Origin of the sequence: Nocardiopsis yanglingensis (assembly GCF_045809185.1) — a bacterium.
Classification (GTDB): Bacteria; Pseudomonadota; Gammaproteobacteria; order Xanthomonadales; family Xanthomonadaceae; genus Stenotrophomonas; species Stenotrophomonas yanglingensis.
The window spans coordinates 41,796-59,826 of the sequence record NZ_JBJNRH010000001.1 but is presented as its reverse complement, the minus strand read 5'-3'; the positions used below and the strand labels follow the sequence as shown (position 1 = coordinate 59,826).

The window sequence follows — 18,031 nt, the reverse complement described above, 5'->3', positions numbered from 1 at the left end:
CATGGTAGTGCCGGCCGCTGGCCGGCATTCAGCGACGGTCGGGTTGCCGGCCAGCGGCCGGCACTACCAGAACCCGCTTTCCGAACCCTCAACGGCGCGCTGATGCGCTGCCCCCGCCCCCTCCCACACGTATCAACAAAAGCGCCGGCAGGCGAAACAGCCGCCAGCGCTTTCATCAACTCAACTCAACCAATCCTTGCACGCACCATCCACTTGTTCCCCGCACGCCTGCTGCATCCGCTGCTGCAGTCTCGCCAGTGTTTCGGCGCCCTGGTGCTTGCCGCCCCACGTCTTCAACTGCCCGGCCAGGCGCTCGAAACGCTGGCGGGTACGCTGGTGGTAGCCCGACGGCTGCGCTTCCAGTTCGGCGATCAGCGACGCAGTCGCCTGCTCGATGCGCGGTGCGTCGTCCGGCGCCAGCTTCAGCAGGCCTTCCACGTACAGCACGCCCCACTGCACGCGGGTGGCCGGGCCCTGCGCACCATCGTAGGCGCGCTTCAGCCACTCCAGCGCGCCGGCGGTATCGCCGCGCTGCTCGGCCAGTTCGGCCAGTTCGGGCATGTAGTAGTACGGCTGCTCGCTGCGCTTCAGCTCGGCCAGCAACAGCGCCTCGGCACCCGCGTCGTCACCTACCTGGCGCAATGCGTACACCGCGCTGCTGATCGTGGCCTGGCGTGCATGCGCATCGGTGGCGGTGGCATCGGCAGCGGCCACGCGCTGCTTGACCCGATCAACCAGGGCCGCGGGCAGTGGGCCCTTCGGCTGCTGCTGGCGGGCCAACGACACTTCGGTCAGCGCACGCGACAACGCGTCGTCGGCGCGGTCGCCGCGCTCGGCGTCTGCGCGCTCCAGTGCGACCAACAGCTGCTGTCCCAGCGTGTTGCTGGTGGCCGGCCCGGCACTGGCCTGCTTGACCAGCTGCACGCCTGCATAGCCCAGCAGCTCGCGGTTGCGACGGACTTCGGCAGGTTGCGCCAGCACGGCCTGCAGCAGCTCGCGCACTTCGGTGGGCGAGGCATCGGGCTTTTCGGCCGTTGCCAACGCCAGCAGCGCGAAGCGTCGCTGCAGGGCAGCGTCCGGGGCGGCCTTGGACAACTGGCGCAATACATCCCGGCTCTTGCGCTCGCCGGCCAGGCGGTTGGCGTCCACTTCCCAGCCATAGTCGCCCAGCACCTGCCAATCTTCGGCGGCCAGTCGATCCGGCGTTGCCAAGGCGGTGGCCAAGGTGGCGGCAACAGCACTGCGGCGGCCTGCGGCCACGGTCAGTGCGCGGGTCAGTTCGGCGGCGTCATTGCCGCCGGCCACGCGGGTGATTTCGTTGCGCTGTGGGTCCAGCACGATCAGGGTCGGATAGCCGCGTACGCCGAAGCGCTCGCCCCAGGCCTGTGCACCTTCCTCGTCGCCATCCAGGTAGACGGGAACGAATTTGCTGGTCAGCGCGATGAAGGCCGGGTCCTTGAACAGGCCCGCCTTGAGCTGGTTGCACGGCGGGCACCAGACGGCACCCCAGTACAGCAGCACCGGCTTGCCGCTATCGGCGGCCTCGGCGAAGGCATCATCGACGTCGCCCTGGCGCCAGGCGATTCCCTTGGCCGGCGCGGGCGCCTCGGCGGAGTTGGCGGTGGAAACCGGGGCCGGGGTGCAGGCGCTCAGCGCCGAAGCCAGCAGCAACACGGAAAGCGCGACGCGCATCGGCAGCATCTCGAAGGGCGGGGTGACAGGCCATTGTAGGAACGGCCGGCGCAGGTGCTGATTCAGTTTGCTTATATCGGACACGCTGCAGGGAATGTGGGCCGGAGGTCAGTGCGGCCCGGGGGCCGCTCCTGCCGAAGGCGGCGCCGCCCGCACCATCTGCTGGTACACCAGCCCGTTGGACTCGCCGACCTCGCCATCCAGCACGAAGCCGTAGCGCAGGTAGGTCGGCACCGCATTGAGCGAGGCGCGCACGGTCAGGACCGCCTCGCGTACCTGCGGCAGCACCGCCTCGAACAGGGCATGGCCGATACCTTGGCCCTGGCGGGCGGGATCGACGAACAGCATCGCCAGATGCCGGCCTTCCTTCAGCTCGACCACGCCGACGACGCGGCCGTCCTGCTCGGCCACCAGGATGTGGTTGTCACCGTGCAGGCGCGCGCCGAACGCGTCAGCGGCAGCGACGCTGCCAAAGGTGGCGATGCCGGCCGCGCTGAGCGAAGGCGCGACCGCCGCAGTGAAGGCAGCCAGGCACACCGCGCTGATCGCGGGCAGGTCATCGACGTTGGCAGGGCGGATCCTCGGCATGCAGTGTTCTTCCGGTGGTGGGCAGCGCGTCATCGTTGCCGCAGGCCTGCACGCTAAGCTGGTGGCATGAGTGATTTCAATCCCGCCTATGCTTCCTTGTTTCCGCAACAGGGACTGAGCCTGGGCCTGATGACGCCCGTGGCGTCGCATGGGTTGGCCGATCCACGTGAGGCCCGACGTATCGCGCGACTGGCCGATGACCTGGGCTTTGCCGCGTTGTGGACGCGCGACGTGCCGCTGATGGTGCCGCAGGGTCCGGACGCGACAGCGAGCGCACTGGATGACCCGTTCCTGTGGCTGGGCATGCTGGCCGCTGCGACCGAGCGCATTGTGGTCGGCAGCGCAGCGATTGTGCTGCCGTTGCGCCAGCCGTTGCAGGTGGCGAAGGCGGCCTTGAGCCTGGACCGGATCAGCGGCGGACGCTTCGTACTGGGCCTGGGTTCGGGTGACCGCCCGGAAGAGTTCGCCGCATTCGGCGAGGATCTGGAGGGCAGGGCGGCGACCTTCCGCGAGCGCTGGACGTTGTTGCGCGCGGCGCTGTCACCGGAGGCCGATGAGCGGTCCGCCGTACTGCAGGCGACCGGGGGCTTCGACGTGCTGCCGGCGCCGGCAACGCGCATTCCGATGCTGGTGGTGGGTACCGCACGGCAGAGCCTGCAGTGGATCGCGCGCGAGGCTGAAGGCTGGGCCACCTATCACCGCGAGGAAGCCGCGCAGGAAGGACGCATCGGCCTGTGGCAGCAGGCACTGGTGCAGCGTGGTGGATCAGGCAAGCCGTTCGTGCAGTCGATGCTGCTGGATCTGCAGGCGGATCCGCGGGCGCCGGCCGAGCCGCTGTCGCTGGGCCTGAAGGTCGGCCGCGATGGCCTGCGTGGCTATCTGCTGCGCGTGCATGCGCAGGGCGTGGCGCATGTGATGTTCAATCTGGTCGACAACGGGCGGCCGATGGATGAAGTGCTGCGTGAGATCGGCGAACACGTTCTGCCGCATATGCTCCGGTAGGTGTCCACCTTGGTGGACACGTTCAAGCAGTCGAGCACGGCTCGACTCTACATAAAGCGTGCATCTGCGTATCATTCGCATTTTATATCCCGATGCCGGAGCCCCGCGTGACCCAACGTTCCCCCATGCACCCGACCGGACGCCTGTTCGCCGCGGTCGCTTTCATCGAGGCTGTGACCTGGGCCGGCCTGCTCATCGGCATGTGGATGAAGTACGGCCCGATGGCGAACGTGGCACTGGTCAAGCTGTTCGGGCCGCTGCACGGCGTGGCCTTCCTGGTCTACGTGGCGGTCACCCTGTTCGCGGCGATACGCCTGCGCTGGCCGTGGTGGGCCAGTGCCCTGGCGCTGCTGGCGGCGATCCCGCCGCTGGTGACGCTGCCGCTGGAGTGGTGGTTCAAGCGCCGTGGCCTGCTGGGCCTGCGTGCAATGCGCTGAACCCACTGTTGCATGCCCATTCAAGAGAATGGGTATCAAATGCAAATACGAGCCGTTATCATTTGAGGGTAGCGTCCGGTCCCGAGTGGGGCGGGTGCCGGGCGGGGCGTGCAGACGCGCCCGGCCAATCCTTTCCTGTTACGGCTGGTGTTTCATGCACGCACGTCCCGTCGTTCCCGGCTTGCCGGCGCTGGTGTTGGCTGCCCTGATCGGCACCATGGCGATGATGTCCTTCGTCGCCGTGATCGGCCCAGTGGTCCGCATGCTCGGCCTGTCCGAGTGGCATGCAGGCCTGTCGGTCACCGCCGCAGGCGTGCTGTGGATGCTGGCCGCGCGCCCCTGGGGCCAGCTCAGCGACCGCATCGGCCGCAAGCGCGTACTGATGCTGGCGATGAGTGCCTATACGGTGGTCTACATCGCGCTGGCGGTGTTCATCGACGTCGCCCTGCAGGCAGTGCCGCCGGTGCTGGTGTCAGTGCTGGTGCTGGTCGGTGCGCGTGGCCTGATCGGCCTGTTCTATGCGGCGGTGCCTCCTACCGCCGCTGCGCTGATCGCCGACAAGGCACCGACTGGACAGCGTGCGAAGTTCCTCGCCCGCCTGGGCAGCGCCAACGCACTGGGCATGGTGCTTGGTCCGGCCGCCGCGGGCTGGCTGGCCTATACGAACCTGTCGCTGGCGCTGTACGTGGCCGCGTTGCTGCCGTTGCTGGCGCTGGCATTGCTGGCTTGGCGGCTGCCAGCGACGCCGCCGGCGGTGGGTGCTTCCGCGCAACGCCGCCAGCCGATGAGCCGTCTCGACCCGCGCCTGCGCCTGCCACAGCTGGCGGCGTTCATCGCCATGGTCTCGGTGACCATCGCGCAGGTGACGGTGGGCTTCTTCGCGATTGATCGCCTGGGCCTGGATGCGGCTGCCGGCGCGCGCATGGCCGGCATTGCACTCACTGCAGTTGGCGTTGGCCTGATCCTGGCGCAGGCGTTGGTGATGAAGCTGGAGGTACATCCACGTCGCTGGATCGTCCTCGGCGCCCTCATTTCCGGCATCGGCTTTGCTTCAGTGGCGGGCGTACAGCAGGCCTGGCAGTTGCCGGCGGCATACGCGCTGGCCGCGTTCGGCATGGGCTTCGTGTTCCCCTCGTTCCAGGCGCTGGCCGCCGATGCGGTGGAGGCGCACGAGCAGGGCGCCGCCGCCGGCACCGTGGCGGCCGCGCAGGGGCTGGGCATGGTGGCCGGGCCGATGCTCGGCACGCTGTTGTATCGCGGCGGGCCAAGCCTGCCTTACCTGCTGGTCGGCACGCTGTTGCTGTTGCTGTGCGCGCTGGCTGCAGCGCATCGGATGAAGGAGACCCCATGAACGATTCCCTGATGCAGGGCGCGTGGCCGGAGGCTGCGCCAGCGCCGCAGGAGAACACCGACGACGCGTCGCTGTTCCTGCTGCAGCATGCCGGCCAGCATGTGCACGCACGCGGCTGCCGCGCCGCGCTGCCGGCCGGTGCGCTGGCGACATTGGCAGAACGCGTTTCGGAGTTCTTTGCCCAGCAGCGCGGCGGTCCGGGCCTGCTGGTTGGCGCCGTGCCGTTCGAACCGCGTGCCGACGATGCGATGTACCAGCCCGAGCGCCTGCTGCCGGCGCTGGCACTGCAGCCGCAGGCCGCACCGCCGCTGGACGGCGCCCTGAAGGCCGAGCCTGTGCCTCAGGACTATGCATCAGCGGTTGCTGCGGCGGTGCAGGTCCTGCGTGCGCCCGAGCAGAACCTGCACAAGGTGGTGCTGGCGCGCAGCCTGCTGGCGCGCACCCGCCAGGCGCTGTCCCCGGACGTGCTGTTGGCACGCCTGGGCGCGGATCCTTCGGTAGCGACCTACGCGGTGCCATTGCCGGTGGAGCTGGGCCAGGCGCCGGCGTGGCTGGTGGGGGCGACCCCGGAACTGCTGCTGCGCAAGCGCGGCGCCGAACTGTTGTCGCATCCGCTGGCGGGCTCCGCGCGGCGCAGCGCCGATGCCGCCGAGGACGAGCGTGCCGCGCAGGCGCTGCTGGCCTCGACCAAGGACCACGACGAGCACCGCCACGTGGTCGAAGCCATCGTCGAGGGCCTGGCACCGTACTGCAGCCACATCGATGCGCAGCCGCGACCGGTGCTGCATGCGACCGCCAGCATGTGGCATCTGGGCACCCGCATCCACGCCACGCTGAAGGATCCGCAGACGTCTGCCGCCGAACTGCTGGCACAGTTGCACCCCACGCCGGCAGTCTGCGGTACGCCACGATTGGCGGCGCTGCAGCGCATCCGCGAACTGGAACCGGTGCCGCGTGGCTTCTACGCCGGCGCCGTGGGCTGGTTGGACGCGCAGGGTGACGGCGACTGGTACGTGGCGATCCGTTGCGCGCGGCTGCAGGGCACGCAGCTGCGCCTGTATGCCGGTGCAGGCATCGTCGCCGAGTCGCAGCCCGAGGCCGAGGTGGCCGAGACCGCAGCGAAGTTCGCTGCCCTGTTGAACGCGCTGGGTGTCCATGAATCCGCGCCTGCCATCGAGCCTGCTGCATGAACACCTCCGCTGATTCCTCCCGCCTGCCACTGCAGCAGGTGTGGCCTGATGACCTGATGGCGCGCTATCGCGAGGCGGGTCATTGGCGTGGCGAGACCTTCCCGGCGTTTCTGCGCGAACGTGCGGAACGCTATGCCGACGACATCGCGGTTGTCGCCGGTGATGTCCGCCTGAGCTACGCGCAGCTGTGGCACGAAGCAGGACGCATCGGCGCGGGCCTGCTGGCGCTCGGCCTGCAACCGGGCGAACGCGTGCTGGTTCAGCTGGGTAACACTGCAGGGTTCATCACCACGGTCTGCGGCCTGTTTCGCGCCGGGCTGGTGCCGGTGTACGCGTTGCCGGCGCATCGCATCACCGAGCTGGCGCACTTCGCCAACAAGGCCGAAGCCAGCGCCTACATCACCACCGCACTGCACGATGGCTTCGATCATCGCGGGCTGGCGCGGGCGCTGCAGGCCGAAGTGCCGGCCGTGCGCCATGTGGTGATCGACGGCGATGCGGCGGAGTTCATCGCGCTGGAGGCGCTGCAGGGCGATCGCAGCCAGCTGCCGGCCGATCCGGACCCGCAGTCGGTGGCGTTCCTGCAGATTTCCGGAGGCAGCACCGGGCTGTCCAAGCTGATTCCGCGCACCCACGACGACTACATCTATTCGTTCCGTGCCAGCAACGACCTCTGCGGCATCGACCGCGACAGCATCTACCTGGTCGCGCTGCCGGCCGCGCACAACTTCCCGATGAGCTCGCCCGGCTTCTTCGGTGCGCTGTATGCCGGCGCCCGCGTGGTGCTCAGCCCCGGCCCCGGGCCGGATGCGGCCTTTCCGCTGATCGCCCGCGAACAGGTGACCTGCTGTGGCCTGGTGCCGCCGCTGGCGCTGCTGTGGGCACAGGCCGCGGCTACCAGCAAGTACGACCTGTCCAGCCTGCAGGTATTGCAGGTAGGCGGCGCCAAACTGGTGCCGGAAGCCGCACGGCGAGTGATCGACGGCCTCGGCTGTACGCTGCAGCAGGTGTTCGGCATGGCCGAAGGCCTGGTCAACTACACGCGGCTGGATGATCCGGAGGAACTGATCGTGGCCTGCCAGGGCCGGCCGATCAGCCCGGACGACGAAGTGCGCGTGGTCGATGACCATGACCAGCCGGTAGCCGAGGGCGAGGTGGGGCATCTGCTTACTCGAGGCCCGTACACCATCCGTGGCTACCACAACGATGCGGTGGCCAACGCGCGCTCTTTCACCGACGACGGCTTCTATCGCACCGGCGACCGTGTGCAGCAGCTGCCCGGAGGCTACCTGGTGGTGCAGGGGCGTGCGGGTGACCACATCAACCGTGCCGGCGAGAAGATCTCCGCCGAAGAGATTGAAGATCACCTGCTGGCGCACCCCGGCGTGTTCGACGCCGCCGTGGTCTCCATTCCCGATGAATATCTGGGTGAGCGCAGCTGCGCCTTCGTGATTCCGCAGGGCGAGCCGTTCAAGGCACCGGCTCTGAAGTCCTGGATGCGCGGTCGCGGCCTGGCGGCGTTCAAGGTGCCCGACCAGGTCGTGTTCGTCGACAGCTTCGATACCACTGCGGTTGGCAAGATCAGCCGCCGCGAACTGCGTGCGCAGCTGCGCGCGCGTCATCTGCAACAGACAGGAGGAACGCGCTGATGGCGCTGCCCCGTATCACCGATTACCCTTTGCCGACCGCCGCCGAACTGCCGCGGGCCCGTGGCACGTGGCGCCCGCAGCGTGATCGCATTGCGCTGCTGGTGCATGACATGCAGCGCTACTTCCTGGCCGCGTTCGACGCTGGCAGTGCGCCGCTGCGGCCGGCGGTGGACAATATCGTGCGCCTGCTGGCGCATTGCCGCGCGCACGGCATTCCGGTGTTCTACACCGCCCAGCATGGTGACCAGGACCGTCGCGACCGTGGCCTGCAGGCCGACCTGTGGGGGCCGGGCATGCGCCGCAGCGCCGACCATGAACCGATCATCGAGGCACTGGCACCGCAGCCGGGTGAGCACGTGCTGGTGAAGCACCGCTACAGCGCGTTCCAGCGCAGCAACCTGGAGACGTTGATGCGGGTACGTGGCCGCGACCAGCTGCTGGTGACCGGCGTGTACGCTCATATCGGCTGCACGGCGACCGTGGTGGAGGCATTCCAGCGTGATATCGAGGCCTTCATCGCCGCCGATGCGGTGGCCGACTTCTCGCGTGCCGATCACGATCAGGCGCTGCACTGGATCGCACGCACCAGCGGGGTGCCGATGACCACCGATCAGCTGCTGGAGGTGCTGTGATGGCTGCCACGGGTGACGTGCTGGATCTGGAGCGGATGCGTGCCGATGTGGCGCGCGTTCTGGAATGTACGCCGGCCGAGATCGGTGACGACGACAACCTGATCGACCTGGACCTGGATTCGATGCGCATGCTCGGCCTGGTCCTGGCCTGGGGCAACACCGGCCTGCCGCTGGAGTTCTCGCAGTTGGCCGAACACACCACGCTGCGCCAGTGGTGGAACGTGGTGCAGACGCTGCAGGCCGCGCAGAACGCATGAACGCCGTCGCGCTGGCCACGCCGATGGCATTGACCGAGGCCCAGGCCGGACTGTGGTTCGCGCAGCGGCTGGCGCCGGACAATCCGTCGTTCAACACTGCCCACGCGGTGTGGATCGAGGGCCCGCTGGACGTGGCCGCGTTCGTCGCAGCAGCGGACCAGGCTGCGGGCGAGACCCAGGCCTTTGCACTGCGCTTTGCCGAAGGGGCCGATGGCCAGCCGTTGCAGTGGCATGACCCGGCACACGTGCCGCTGCTTTCGGTGCGTGATGTTTCCCTCGAGGCGGATGCCGCCGCTGCCGCACGCAGCCTGATGCACGCTGACCGGCTGAGCCCGGTCGATCCCACCCGCGACCGGATCAGCCAGCAGGTGCTGCTCGATCTGGGCGGGCAGCGATGGGTCTGGTACCTGCGCGTGCATCATCTGGCCGCCGATGGCTACGGCATGGCGCTGTTCACTGATCGCGTGTGCGCGTTGTATGCCGGTCGTACAGGTGAGCCACTGCCGGGGCTGACTGGCGTGCTGGCCGATGATGCCGCCTATCGTGCCGACCCGCGCCGCACGCAGGCCCGGCAGTGGTGGCGTGAGTACATGCAGGGCGCACCGGCAGGCGTAGGCTTGGCCGGCACGCTTGCGGCCAGTGACGACGCGCTGCGCTGGGTGCAGCCGCTCGATGTGGCGTTCCGTGAGCAGTTGCTGCAGGCGTCGGTACGTTGGCTGCAGCCCTGGCCGGACGTGCTGGCCGCGTTGTCGGCCGAGTACCTGCGGCGGATGAGCGCTGCCGATGAAGTGGTGCTGGGCGTGCCTTACATGGGGCGGCTGGGCAACGCGTCGGCGCGGGTTCCGGCGATGGTGATGAATGTGTTGCCGCTGCGCGTGGCGGCCGGCGAGGACAGCGTCGAGGCCTTTACCCGGGGCCTGGGCCGGCAGCTCAGCCAGGGTCGCAAGCACGGCCGCTACCGCGGCGAGCAACTGCGCCGGGACCTGGGCCTGGTGGGCGCGCAGCAGCGCCTGCACGGCCCGCTGGTGAATGTGCAGCCGTTCTACAAGCCGCTGGCGCTGACCGGCGTGCAGGCGACGCTGGAGGTGCTGTGCACCGGGCCGGTGGATGACCTGACGCTGGGTTTCCGTGGCGACGGCCAGCACCTGCTGGATCTGGAGATCGAGGCCAATCCCGCGCTGTACAGTCGCGAGGATGTCGAGGCGCACGCGGCGCGGTTGCTGCATTTCGTGTTGGCGGCACTGCAGGCTGACGATATCGCAGCCGTACCTCTGGCGACGCCCGAGGAGGCGCAGCAGGTGCTGCAGGGCTTCAATGCCACCGCGCACGCGCTGCCGGAGACGACCCTGGTCGAGCTGCTGCAGCAGGGCATGGATCGGGATCCGCACGCGCCTGCGCTGGTGTTCGGTGACGCTGCTTTGGATTACGCGACGCTGGAAGCGCGCAGTTTCGCGCTTGCCTCGCAGCTGCGTGCGATGGGCGTCGGCCCGGGCAGTGTGGTGGCGGTGGCATTGCCGCGCTCGCTGGAGCTGGTGCTGGCGTCGCTGGCGGTGCTGCGCGCGGGTGCGGCCTATCTTCCGCTGGACCTTGCCCATCCCGACGAGCGGCTGGCACGTATTCTCGCCTCGGCGCAGCCGGTGTGCGTACTGGCTGCGGCCGACGTAGCGGCGCGCATGGCCGGCGTGCCAGTGCTTGCGCCGGAGCAGTGGACCGCGCTGAGCTTCGCCGCGCCGTGGGCCGATCCGGCGCCCAGCGATGCGGCCTATGTGATCTATACCTCCGGTTCGACCGGCGAGCCGAAGGGCGTGGTCATCGAACACCGCGCCATCGTCAACCGCCTGCTGTGGATGCGCGAGCACTACGGCGTGCGCGCAGATGACCGCGTGCTGCAGAAGACCCCGGCGACCTTCGATGTCTCGGTCTGGGAATTCTTCCTGCCGCTGCTGTGCGGGGCCACTCTGGTGGTCGCCGGGCCGGAAGCGCACCGCGATCCCACTGAATTGGCGCATTTGATCCGCGGGCACGGCATCACCACGGCGCATTTCGTGCCGTCGATGCTCGATGCCTTCCTCGCCGCACCGGCCTCGGCAGGGCTGCAGCTGCGCCGGGTATTCACCAGTGGCGAGGCGCTGGACGCATCGCTGCGCGATCGTTTCCATGGGCGCGTGCAGGCCGAACTGCACAACCTGTATGGCCCGACCGAAGCGGCAGTGGACGTCAGCTACTGGCCGGCTTCGGCCCATGACCGCTCACGGCCGGTACCGATCGGGTTCCCGGTCTGGAATACCCGCTTGTATGTGCTGGACGCCCGGATGCAGCCGGTGCCGGTAGGCGTGGCCGGTGACCTGTACCTGGGCGGGGTGCAGCTGGCACGCGGCTATCTCGGTCGCGATGATCTGACTGCCGAGCGCTTCATTGCGGATCCGTTCCGGGCGGGCGAGCGTATCTACCGCACCGGCGACGTAGCCCGTTGGCGCCGCGATGGTGCGGTCGAATACCTCGGCCGCAGCGACCATCAGGTAAAACTGCGCGGCCTGCGCATCGAGCTGGGCGAGATAGAGGCGGCACTGCGCGAACTGCCTGGCATGGAGCGGGTGGAAGTGCTGCTGCGCCAGGATGCCCCAGGAGACGCCCGGCTGGTGGCCTATGTACCAACCGCGCTTGCCAACGCGGTGACGCTGCGCAGCCACCTGGCAACCCGTGTGCCGGACTACATGGTGCCCTCGGCGTTTGTCGGCGTGGACCACTGGCCGGTAACCGCCAACGGCAAGCTTGACCGCAACGCGTTGCCGAAGCCGCCACAGCATGATGTCGCTGGATTGGCTCCGCGAACGCCGCTGGAACAGGAGCTGGCGGTGCTGTTTGCCCAGGCACTCGGGCGTGAAGCGCCGGTGGCGGTCGATGCGGACTTCTTCAGTCTCGGCGGTGACTCGCTGTCGGCGGTGCACCTGCTGCTGGCGATCGAACAGCGCTGGCGCTGCGATCTGGGTTTGGGAACCTTGTTTGCGCAGCCCACCGTGGCCGCGTTGGCGACACGCATTGCCGAGCCGCCGGCGCTGGCCGACCACGCGTTGGGGCCGGTGATCTCGTTGGCTGCCACTGATGCTGACGGGCCCACTCCGTTGTTCGTGCTGCACCCGGCCGGTGGCATCGCCTGGAACTACCGGACGCTGGCGCGTGCTCTGCAGCCGGCACGCCCGGTGTATGGCCTGCAGTCGCCCGCGCTGGATCCGAAGCAGCCGTTGCCGTCCAGCATCGAAGCAATGGCCAATGACTACGTACAGCGCGTGGTCGCATTGCAGCCGAAGGGGCCGGTGCACCTGCTGGGCTGGTCGGTGGGTGGCATCCTGGCCCAGGCGATGGCGGTGCGGCTGCATGAAATCGGGCGCGAAGTCGGCGAGCTGGTGCTGCTGGACGCCTATCCCAGCGAGTGCTGGCGGGCCGAGCCGGAACCCGATGCCATCGCCGCATTGCGGGCACTGCTGGCGATTGCCGGCCACGATCCGGATGCGCATCCGGAACTGGACAGCCGTGAACGCATTCTGGCGTTCCTGCGTCGCGGTGGTAGTGCGCTCGGCAGCCTTCCGGATGTGGTGCTCGATGGCGTGGTGCGTGCAGTGACCGGCACCAACCGGCTGATCCGCGAACACATCCACCAACCGTTCGACGGCACGCTGGTGCACGTGCGCGCAGGCCGGGATCATCAGGCGCGTCCACAGCTGCAGTCGGCGCTGTGGCGGACTCATGCGCGCAAGGTGCAGGCGCTCGAACTGCCGTTCCTGCATGCCGAGCTGACCGGCCGCGATGCGGTGGCGCAGCTGGCACCGTGGTTGTCGGCGCGACTGCGCCACTGGGATGAGCAACAGGAGATCGCAACATGCAGTTGACGGGCTTTGAAGGCCGCGTGGCATTGGTGACCGGTGCCTCCGGTGGCATCGGCGAGGCACTGGTACGGCTGTTGGCCGGGGCCGGCTGCACCGTGGTGGCGACTGATCGCGAGGCGCCGCGCGTGGCCGATACCCGGGCGACGTCGCTCGCACTCGACGTGACTGACAGTGCGGCTGTGGACGCGCTGGTGGACCGGGTAGAGTCCAGCATCGGGCCAATCGCGCTGGCCGCCAACGTGGCCGGGGTGCTGCATGTGGGTGGCGTGACCGAGACCACCGACGACGATTGGCGTCAGGTGTTCGCGGTCAACGCCGATGGCGTGTTCCACGTTGGGCGTGCGCTGGCGCGGGTGATGTCACCGCGCGGGCAGGGTGCGATCGTCACGGTCAGTTCGAATGCGGCCGGCGTGCCGCGGCATGGCATGGCCGCCTACGCGGCATCCAAGGCCGCCGCCACGATGTTCACCCGCTGCCTCGGGCTGGAACTCGCGCCGCTGGGGATCCGCTGCAACATCGTCGCCCCCGGCTCAACGTTGACCCCGATGCAGACCGGCATGTGGCAGGACGAGCACGGTGCCGAGCGGGTGATCGCCGGCAGCCTCGAGACCTACAAGGCCGGCATTCCGCTGCGCAAACTCGCTACCCCCGAAGACATCGCGTACTCGGTGATGTTCCTGCTCTCCGAGCAGGCCGGGCACGTAGCGATGAGTGACCTGTACGTGGACGGCGGCGCCACCCTGCGCGGGTGAGTTGCCGGTAACCCATGGCCCGGTAGTGCCGGCCGCTGGCCGGCAACCTCATTCAACTTCAGACATCTCCGAACATTCATCGAGGCATGGCCTGACGTTCAACGCCCAATGATCGCTCCACCATGGGGCATGAGCAGCCACCGCCTCCGCCTGGGCCGGCGTTCCATTGTCGGTCAGGTCTACGTTCTGACAACGACGACACATCAGCGCCGCCGGCTCTTTGAAAGCGAAGCTGCAGTGGCATGTGTAATCGACCAGTTCCATTACATCGAACGTCGGGGGCTGGTGCAGTCACTCGCATGGGTCGTCATGCCGGATCACGTCCACTGGATGTTCGAGCTGCGCGGAGGTCCCCTTTCAGGCATTGCGCGCCGAATGAAGTCGTCGAGCGCGCTTGCCTTGAATCGCCTGGCTGGCCGTCGAAGTACGGTATGGCAGCCTGGCTACTTCGATCATGCAGTGAGGGCTGAGGAGTCGCTGGCGCGGCAAGCCCTGTATATCCTGGGGAATCCGGTGCGCGCTGATCTTGCCGGGCAGATTGGCGAGTACCCACATGCGTGGTCGGTCTGGGCGTGATGCCGGCCAGCGGCCGGCACTACCAGACTTTCGAGCGAGACGGTTGCGGCAATACACGTTGCAGTCAGGGTAGCGTCAGTCGGTAGACCAACACGCGGTTGTCGTTGTCGTACGGGCTGTCGCAGGGCTGGCCCTGCATGCGGCAGTGGCGGGCGATGAAGTCGTTGTCGTTGCCGATCAGCAGCAGCACGTCGTTCGGATGCTGTGGGTCCAGCGCCGACAGCACGTCCATGGCTTCCCACTTTTCCGAAAGAAGTCCGGCATGCGGGCCGCGCTTCGTATCCAGGTCCAGCCCGGCACGTGCGAGTTGGGGGCGGTCGAGCAGGTTCAGCAGTTCGTCGCTGCGTGCGGGCACGATGCCGCTCTTCAATACGGTGTCCGCCGGGTCGGCCAGTACCGAGGCCGTACCGGACTCATAGTTGCTTCCCGCCAGGTTGCTGGCTTCGGCCACATCCACCAGCAGCACTGACTTGTAGACGATCGGGTCGTCGCCGTCCTTGCCCAGCCCGTTGCCGTCGCGGGCCAGCAGCAGGAAGCGATGGTCGTCCAGTGCGCGCAGCTCGCTCTGCGCGGCGGTGCGGTCCAGCTTGCCCTTGCCGTCGTGGGCGTAGGCGGGCAGGGCCATCACGTAATGGCCGATCGGTTGCTGTGGCGTTGGCGAGGCCGTCACGTCGTAGACCAGTACGCGGGTGTTGATGCGCCCGGCCGCGTTGCCCCGTGCGCTGTCCTGCAGTGTGGCGCTCTGCAGGGCGACGAACAGGCGGCTGCCGTCGGGCGACAGGCCCATGCCTTCCACGCCCTGGTTGTTGCGGCGGCCGCTCTGCGGTGGCGCCAGCGAACCAAAGGCCGGCTTGCCATCGCGTTGCGGACGGATCGCAGGCGGTGCCACGATCACGCCCTGCAGCTGACCCTTCGCATCGAAGTAGTAGACGTTGGCGGTGTACTCGTCGCCGATGTAGAAATGGCCATCGGCGGTGAACTGCAGCGACTCGGCATCCAGCGAGACCTTGCCCGCGCCTGCGCCGCTGGCGGGCGAGGGTAGCACCACCTCGCGCTGGGTGACCGTGTGCTCACCCGGGTCGGCACCGGTGAACGGCTGACCGTTGAAGTCCTTCAGCACCACGCCCTTGTCCGGCACCATCAACAGCGTGCCGAGCGCACCGGGCTTGCCTGGGGCAATGTCGATGCGCAGCTGCATGCGCTCCACGCGTCCAGCGTAGTCGTAGAACAGGCCGGCCTCGGGGTCGTTGCGGCCGCGGTCGGGCAGTGTCCAGAGCACGCCTTCGTAGCCCTTGGTGGTGCGCTTCCAGGTGCCGGGCTGCACCGCCAGCGACGAGAACGAGCCCAGCGTGTCGCCGAGGAAGTCCACCGTGCCTGCCGGCAGTCGCCCGGCGGCGACCAGGCCTTTATCCACGTAGGTACGACCGCCCGACTGCAGGGTGCGTGGCGGCGCACCACTGGCCTCATGTGGAGCGGAGTATCCGCTGGCGGAGAGGGTGGCCAGCAGCAGGGCGGTCGCGAGCATGGGTGGACTCCGGGCGGTCGATCAGAAGCGAAGGTCGATCGTACCGAACACCTGGCGCGGTGCCGAGGCATGGAACACGTACAGCTTGCCGGCCGGGTCGCTGGGCGCGAACACGCTCGAATCCAGGTTGCTGGCGTAGCGCTTGTTGGTCAGGTTGGTCACGTTGAACGACAGGCGCATGCCCTTGGCGAAGCCGACCTGACCGAAGTCATAACCACCGGCCAGGTCGAATATGGTGAATCCGCCGAAGCCCTGGTCGTTGGTGTAGGTGTAGAAGCGTTCGCCGGTGTACTTGCCACGCAGGCTGGCGAACCAGCCGTTGTCACGCCAGGTGATCTCGGTGGCCAGCAGCTGCTTGGGCGTATCGGTCTGGATCTTGCCCTTGATCTGCTGCTCGACACCGGCCTGCACGTAATTGGAAGCATAGGTCGAACGGTTCAGCGATGCCGAGGTGTACCAGCTGAAGTGCTCGTTCGGGGTCCACAGCACGGTCAGCTCGGCGCCGCGGCTGTCGACGCCGCCCACGTTGTAGAAGCGGTTGCCGCAGGTCGGGCCGACCGGCTGGCGCGAGTCACAGGGGTTGTACTGCAGCAGGCGATTGTCGAAGCGCACGTTGTAGGCCGCGATCGAGGCTTGCAGGGTATCGGTGACGAAGCGGTAGCCGGCTTCGAGCGAGCGCGATTCCTCCGGCTTCAGGTTGCCCTGTGCGTTCCAGGTCGCCTGGCTGACTGCCTGCGGACCGAGCTTGAAGCCGCCCTGGAACATGGCGATGTTCTCGGCGAAGCTGGCGAAGATTTCGTGGTGCTCGGTCAGGCGGAAGTTGGCGCCGATGCTGGGCAGGAAATTCTTGCTGGCCTTCAACGAACCGGTGGCGAACTGGTTGTTCGAGGTCGGCGAGATCGGCGTCTTCGCGTCGCCCGGCAGTGCCTGTGCATCGGAGGTGGCGTGCGGGCTCTTGGCGCCGAACTCCAGGGTCAGGCGATCATCAAGCAGGCGCCAGGTGTCCTTCAGGAAGAACTGATGGGTCTTCCAGCGGGTGCGCTGGGCGAACACGCCCACATCGGAGGGCAGGGTGTTCATGCCGCTCAGGTCGCGCGGGCCGTCCACGGCGGTCTGGTAGCGCTCGGCGCTGCTGGTGTTGCGCTCGTACCAGACGCCGCCTTCGATGCGGTGCGCGCCCAGTTCCCAGTCGAAGGACAGCGTGCCGCCGTCGCGGTCGATGGTATAGATGGTGTTGCGGAAGATGATCGGAATCTCCTGCGCGGTGCCCTTGTTCGACCACGCGCCGCTGTTCCAGTTGTGGCCTTCGCCGCGGTCATCGTGGTGGTAGGCCAGGGCGCGCAGGCTGAAACCATCGGCCAGGAAGAAATCACCGGCCAGGTAGTACAGGTTGTCGTCACGCAGGATCTGGCCGGCGGTGAAGGCGCCATCGGCGTCCTTGTCCGGGCCGCTGCTGTCGCACTTCTTCGCATTGAAGCTGGCGGTGTTGCAGTAGGCCTTGGCCACCGCCTTGTTCCAGTCCGGCGCGTAGCCGCCCCAGTCCCAGCCGAGGCCACGCGACATCTCGTCCTTGGACAGATAGAAGTAGTCCGCCTGGGTGGTGCGCGAGGTATCGACAAAACCGGTGATCTGGCCGCGGCCGAAGTTCCACACGCCCTTGGCATTGAACTGCTTGGTGGTGGATTTGTTGTAGGCGGTCTGGTCGTTCCACAGGTCCGAGACCGCGTTCATGCCGGAAACATAGCCGGAGAAGCCGTTGTACTCGCCGCTGTCCACGCGCACGAAGGTGCGGCGGTTGGCATCGCTGCCGAAGGTCTGCACCACGCGGCCGCCGAGTTCCTGGGCCGGGCGGTCGGAGGTATAGGAAATGGTGCCGCCGAGGTTGCTCGTGGACGGCGTACCGAGGCTGCCGATGCCCACCGCCAGTTCGGCACCAGCCATGTTCTCGCTGATCAGCGCACGGTTGATGGTCAGGCCGTTGTAGTTGTTGTACGCGCCATCGCCCAGCGGCACGCCGTCGAGCGTGTAACCGAGACGGGTGGAGTTGAAGCCGCGCAGGCTGAGGGTCATCGACTGCTCGTTGGTGCCCAGCGCATCGGCCGACTGCGCGTTGACGCCCGGCAGCAGGTTGAGCGTCTTCTGCAGGCTGGTGCCCGGCGGCAGGATGTCGAGGTTCTCGCGGGTGATGCGCTGCACCTGGCGCGCTTCACCGCTGCCGATCACAGAGACCGCATCGAGGGTGGTGGCGGAGGGCGTGCTGGAGGTCGGGGCAGCATCCTGCGCCCAGGCCGCCGGAGCGAGCGCGATCGACAGCGCAGCGGCCAACAAAGTCTTCGTCATGTTACGGACACTCAGGCAGGCACGAGCCACCGCACGGGCGCGGAGCTCATGGAGTTCAAAAGGGGAGACAACCGATGCGACCGGTGGCGCTGCAGGTGCCGTGGGTCAACGTGAAAATGGTGCGCTAGACAGATGACTGTCTGGTGACATGTTCAT

The 18,031-nt window shown here is 67.8% G+C and carries 14 protein-coding genes; 10 read left to right on the top strand and 4 right to left on the bottom strand.

Going from position 1 to position 18,031, the window contains the following annotated elements:
- Window positions 1-180: 180 nt before the first annotated feature.
- Window positions 181-1,692, bottom strand: coding sequence for a thioredoxin family protein (locus ACJ7C5_RS00280; RefSeq protein WP_412702741.1), 1,512 nt, complete (start codon window positions 1,690-1,692; stop codon window positions 181-183).
- Window positions 1,693-1,800: 108 nt separating this feature from the next.
- A complete protein-coding gene (locus ACJ7C5_RS00275) occupies window positions 1,801-2,280 on the bottom strand; it encodes a GNAT family N-acetyltransferase (protein ID WP_094000788.1) in 480 nt (159 codons plus the stop codon).
- A gap of 66 nt (window positions 2,281-2,346) precedes the next feature.
- On the opposite strand from ACJ7C5_RS00275, the gene ACJ7C5_RS00270 reads away from it, so the two are divergent.
- The 10 genes from ACJ7C5_RS00270 to ACJ7C5_RS00225 all read left to right on the top strand — a co-directional run bounded on the left by ACJ7C5_RS00270 (window position 2,347) and on the right by ACJ7C5_RS00225 (window position 14,010).
- On the top strand, window positions 2,347-3,282 hold the full coding sequence (locus tag ACJ7C5_RS00270; protein ID WP_412702740.1) for a TIGR03571 family LLM class oxidoreductase: 936 nt from the start codon (window positions 2,347-2,349) through the stop codon (window positions 3,280-3,282).
- A 107-nt stretch (window positions 3,283-3,389) separates the two neighbouring features.
- Window positions 3,390-3,719 carry a DUF3817 domain-containing protein gene (locus tag ACJ7C5_RS00265; RefSeq protein WP_412702739.1) on the top strand — a complete coding sequence of 110 codons (330 nt, stop codon included), beginning with the start codon at window positions 3,390-3,392 and terminating at the stop codon, window positions 3,717-3,719.
- Window positions 3,720-3,873: 154 nt separating this feature from the next.
- Window positions 3,874-5,070: an MFS transporter gene (locus ACJ7C5_RS00260; RefSeq protein ID WP_094000785.1), complete on the top strand. Its 1,197-nt coding sequence runs from the start codon at window positions 3,874-3,876 to the stop codon at window positions 5,068-5,070.
- On the top strand, window positions 5,067-6,260 hold the full coding sequence (locus tag ACJ7C5_RS00255) for an isochorismate synthase (protein WP_088026236.1): 1,194 nt from the start codon (window positions 5,067-5,069) through the stop codon (window positions 6,258-6,260). The genes ACJ7C5_RS00260 and ACJ7C5_RS00255 overlap by 4 nt, the downstream gene beginning before the upstream one ends.
- Window positions 6,257-7,909, top strand: a complete 1,653-nt coding sequence (locus ACJ7C5_RS00250; protein WP_412702738.1) for a (2,3-dihydroxybenzoyl)adenylate synthase — start codon at window positions 6,257-6,259, stop codon at window positions 7,907-7,909. Before ACJ7C5_RS00255 ends, ACJ7C5_RS00250 begins: the two co-directional genes overlap by 4 nt.
- Window positions 7,909-8,541, top strand: a complete 633-nt coding sequence (locus ACJ7C5_RS00245; RefSeq protein WP_412702737.1) for an isochorismatase family protein — start codon at window positions 7,909-7,911, stop codon at window positions 8,539-8,541. Before ACJ7C5_RS00250 ends, ACJ7C5_RS00245 begins: the two co-directional genes overlap by 1 nt.
- Window positions 8,541-8,798, top strand: a complete 258-nt coding sequence (locus ACJ7C5_RS00240; RefSeq protein ID WP_094000782.1) for a phosphopantetheine-binding protein — start codon at window positions 8,541-8,543, stop codon at window positions 8,796-8,798. The genes ACJ7C5_RS00245 and ACJ7C5_RS00240 overlap by 1 nt, the downstream gene beginning before the upstream one ends.
- Complete coding sequence (locus ACJ7C5_RS00235) at window positions 8,795-12,685, top strand: enterobactin synthase subunit F (RefSeq protein WP_412702736.1); 3,891 nt, start codon at window positions 8,795-8,797, stop codon at window positions 12,683-12,685. The genes ACJ7C5_RS00240 and ACJ7C5_RS00235 overlap by 4 nt, the downstream gene beginning before the upstream one ends.
- A complete protein-coding gene (locus ACJ7C5_RS00230) occupies window positions 12,676-13,434 on the top strand; it encodes a 2,3-dihydro-2,3-dihydroxybenzoate dehydrogenase (RefSeq protein ID WP_412702735.1) in 759 nt (252 codons plus the stop codon). Before ACJ7C5_RS00235 ends, ACJ7C5_RS00230 begins: the two co-directional genes overlap by 10 nt.
- Window positions 13,435-13,563: 129 nt before the next feature.
- The gene (locus tag ACJ7C5_RS00225; RefSeq protein ID WP_110712559.1) at window positions 13,564-14,010 is read left to right on the top strand and encodes an REP-associated tyrosine transposase; all 447 of its coding nucleotides are present in this window, start codon (window positions 13,564-13,566) and stop codon (window positions 14,008-14,010) included.
- 64 nt (window positions 14,011-14,074) lie between these two features.
- Here the strand turns inward: ACJ7C5_RS00225 and ACJ7C5_RS00220 are convergent, their stop codons facing one another.
- Together ACJ7C5_RS00220 and ACJ7C5_RS00215 are read right to left on the bottom strand one after the other, a co-directional pair.
- The gene (locus ACJ7C5_RS00220) at window positions 14,075-15,535 is read right to left on the bottom strand and encodes an esterase-like activity of phytase family protein (protein WP_412702734.1); all 1,461 of its coding nucleotides are present in this window, start codon (window positions 15,533-15,535) and stop codon (window positions 14,075-14,077) included.
- 21 nt (window positions 15,536-15,556) lie between these two features.
- Window positions 15,557-17,875, bottom strand: coding sequence for a TonB-dependent receptor (locus tag ACJ7C5_RS00215; protein ID WP_412702733.1), 2,319 nt, complete (start codon window positions 17,873-17,875; stop codon window positions 15,557-15,559).
- Between the last annotated feature and the right edge of the window lie 156 nt (window positions 17,876-18,031).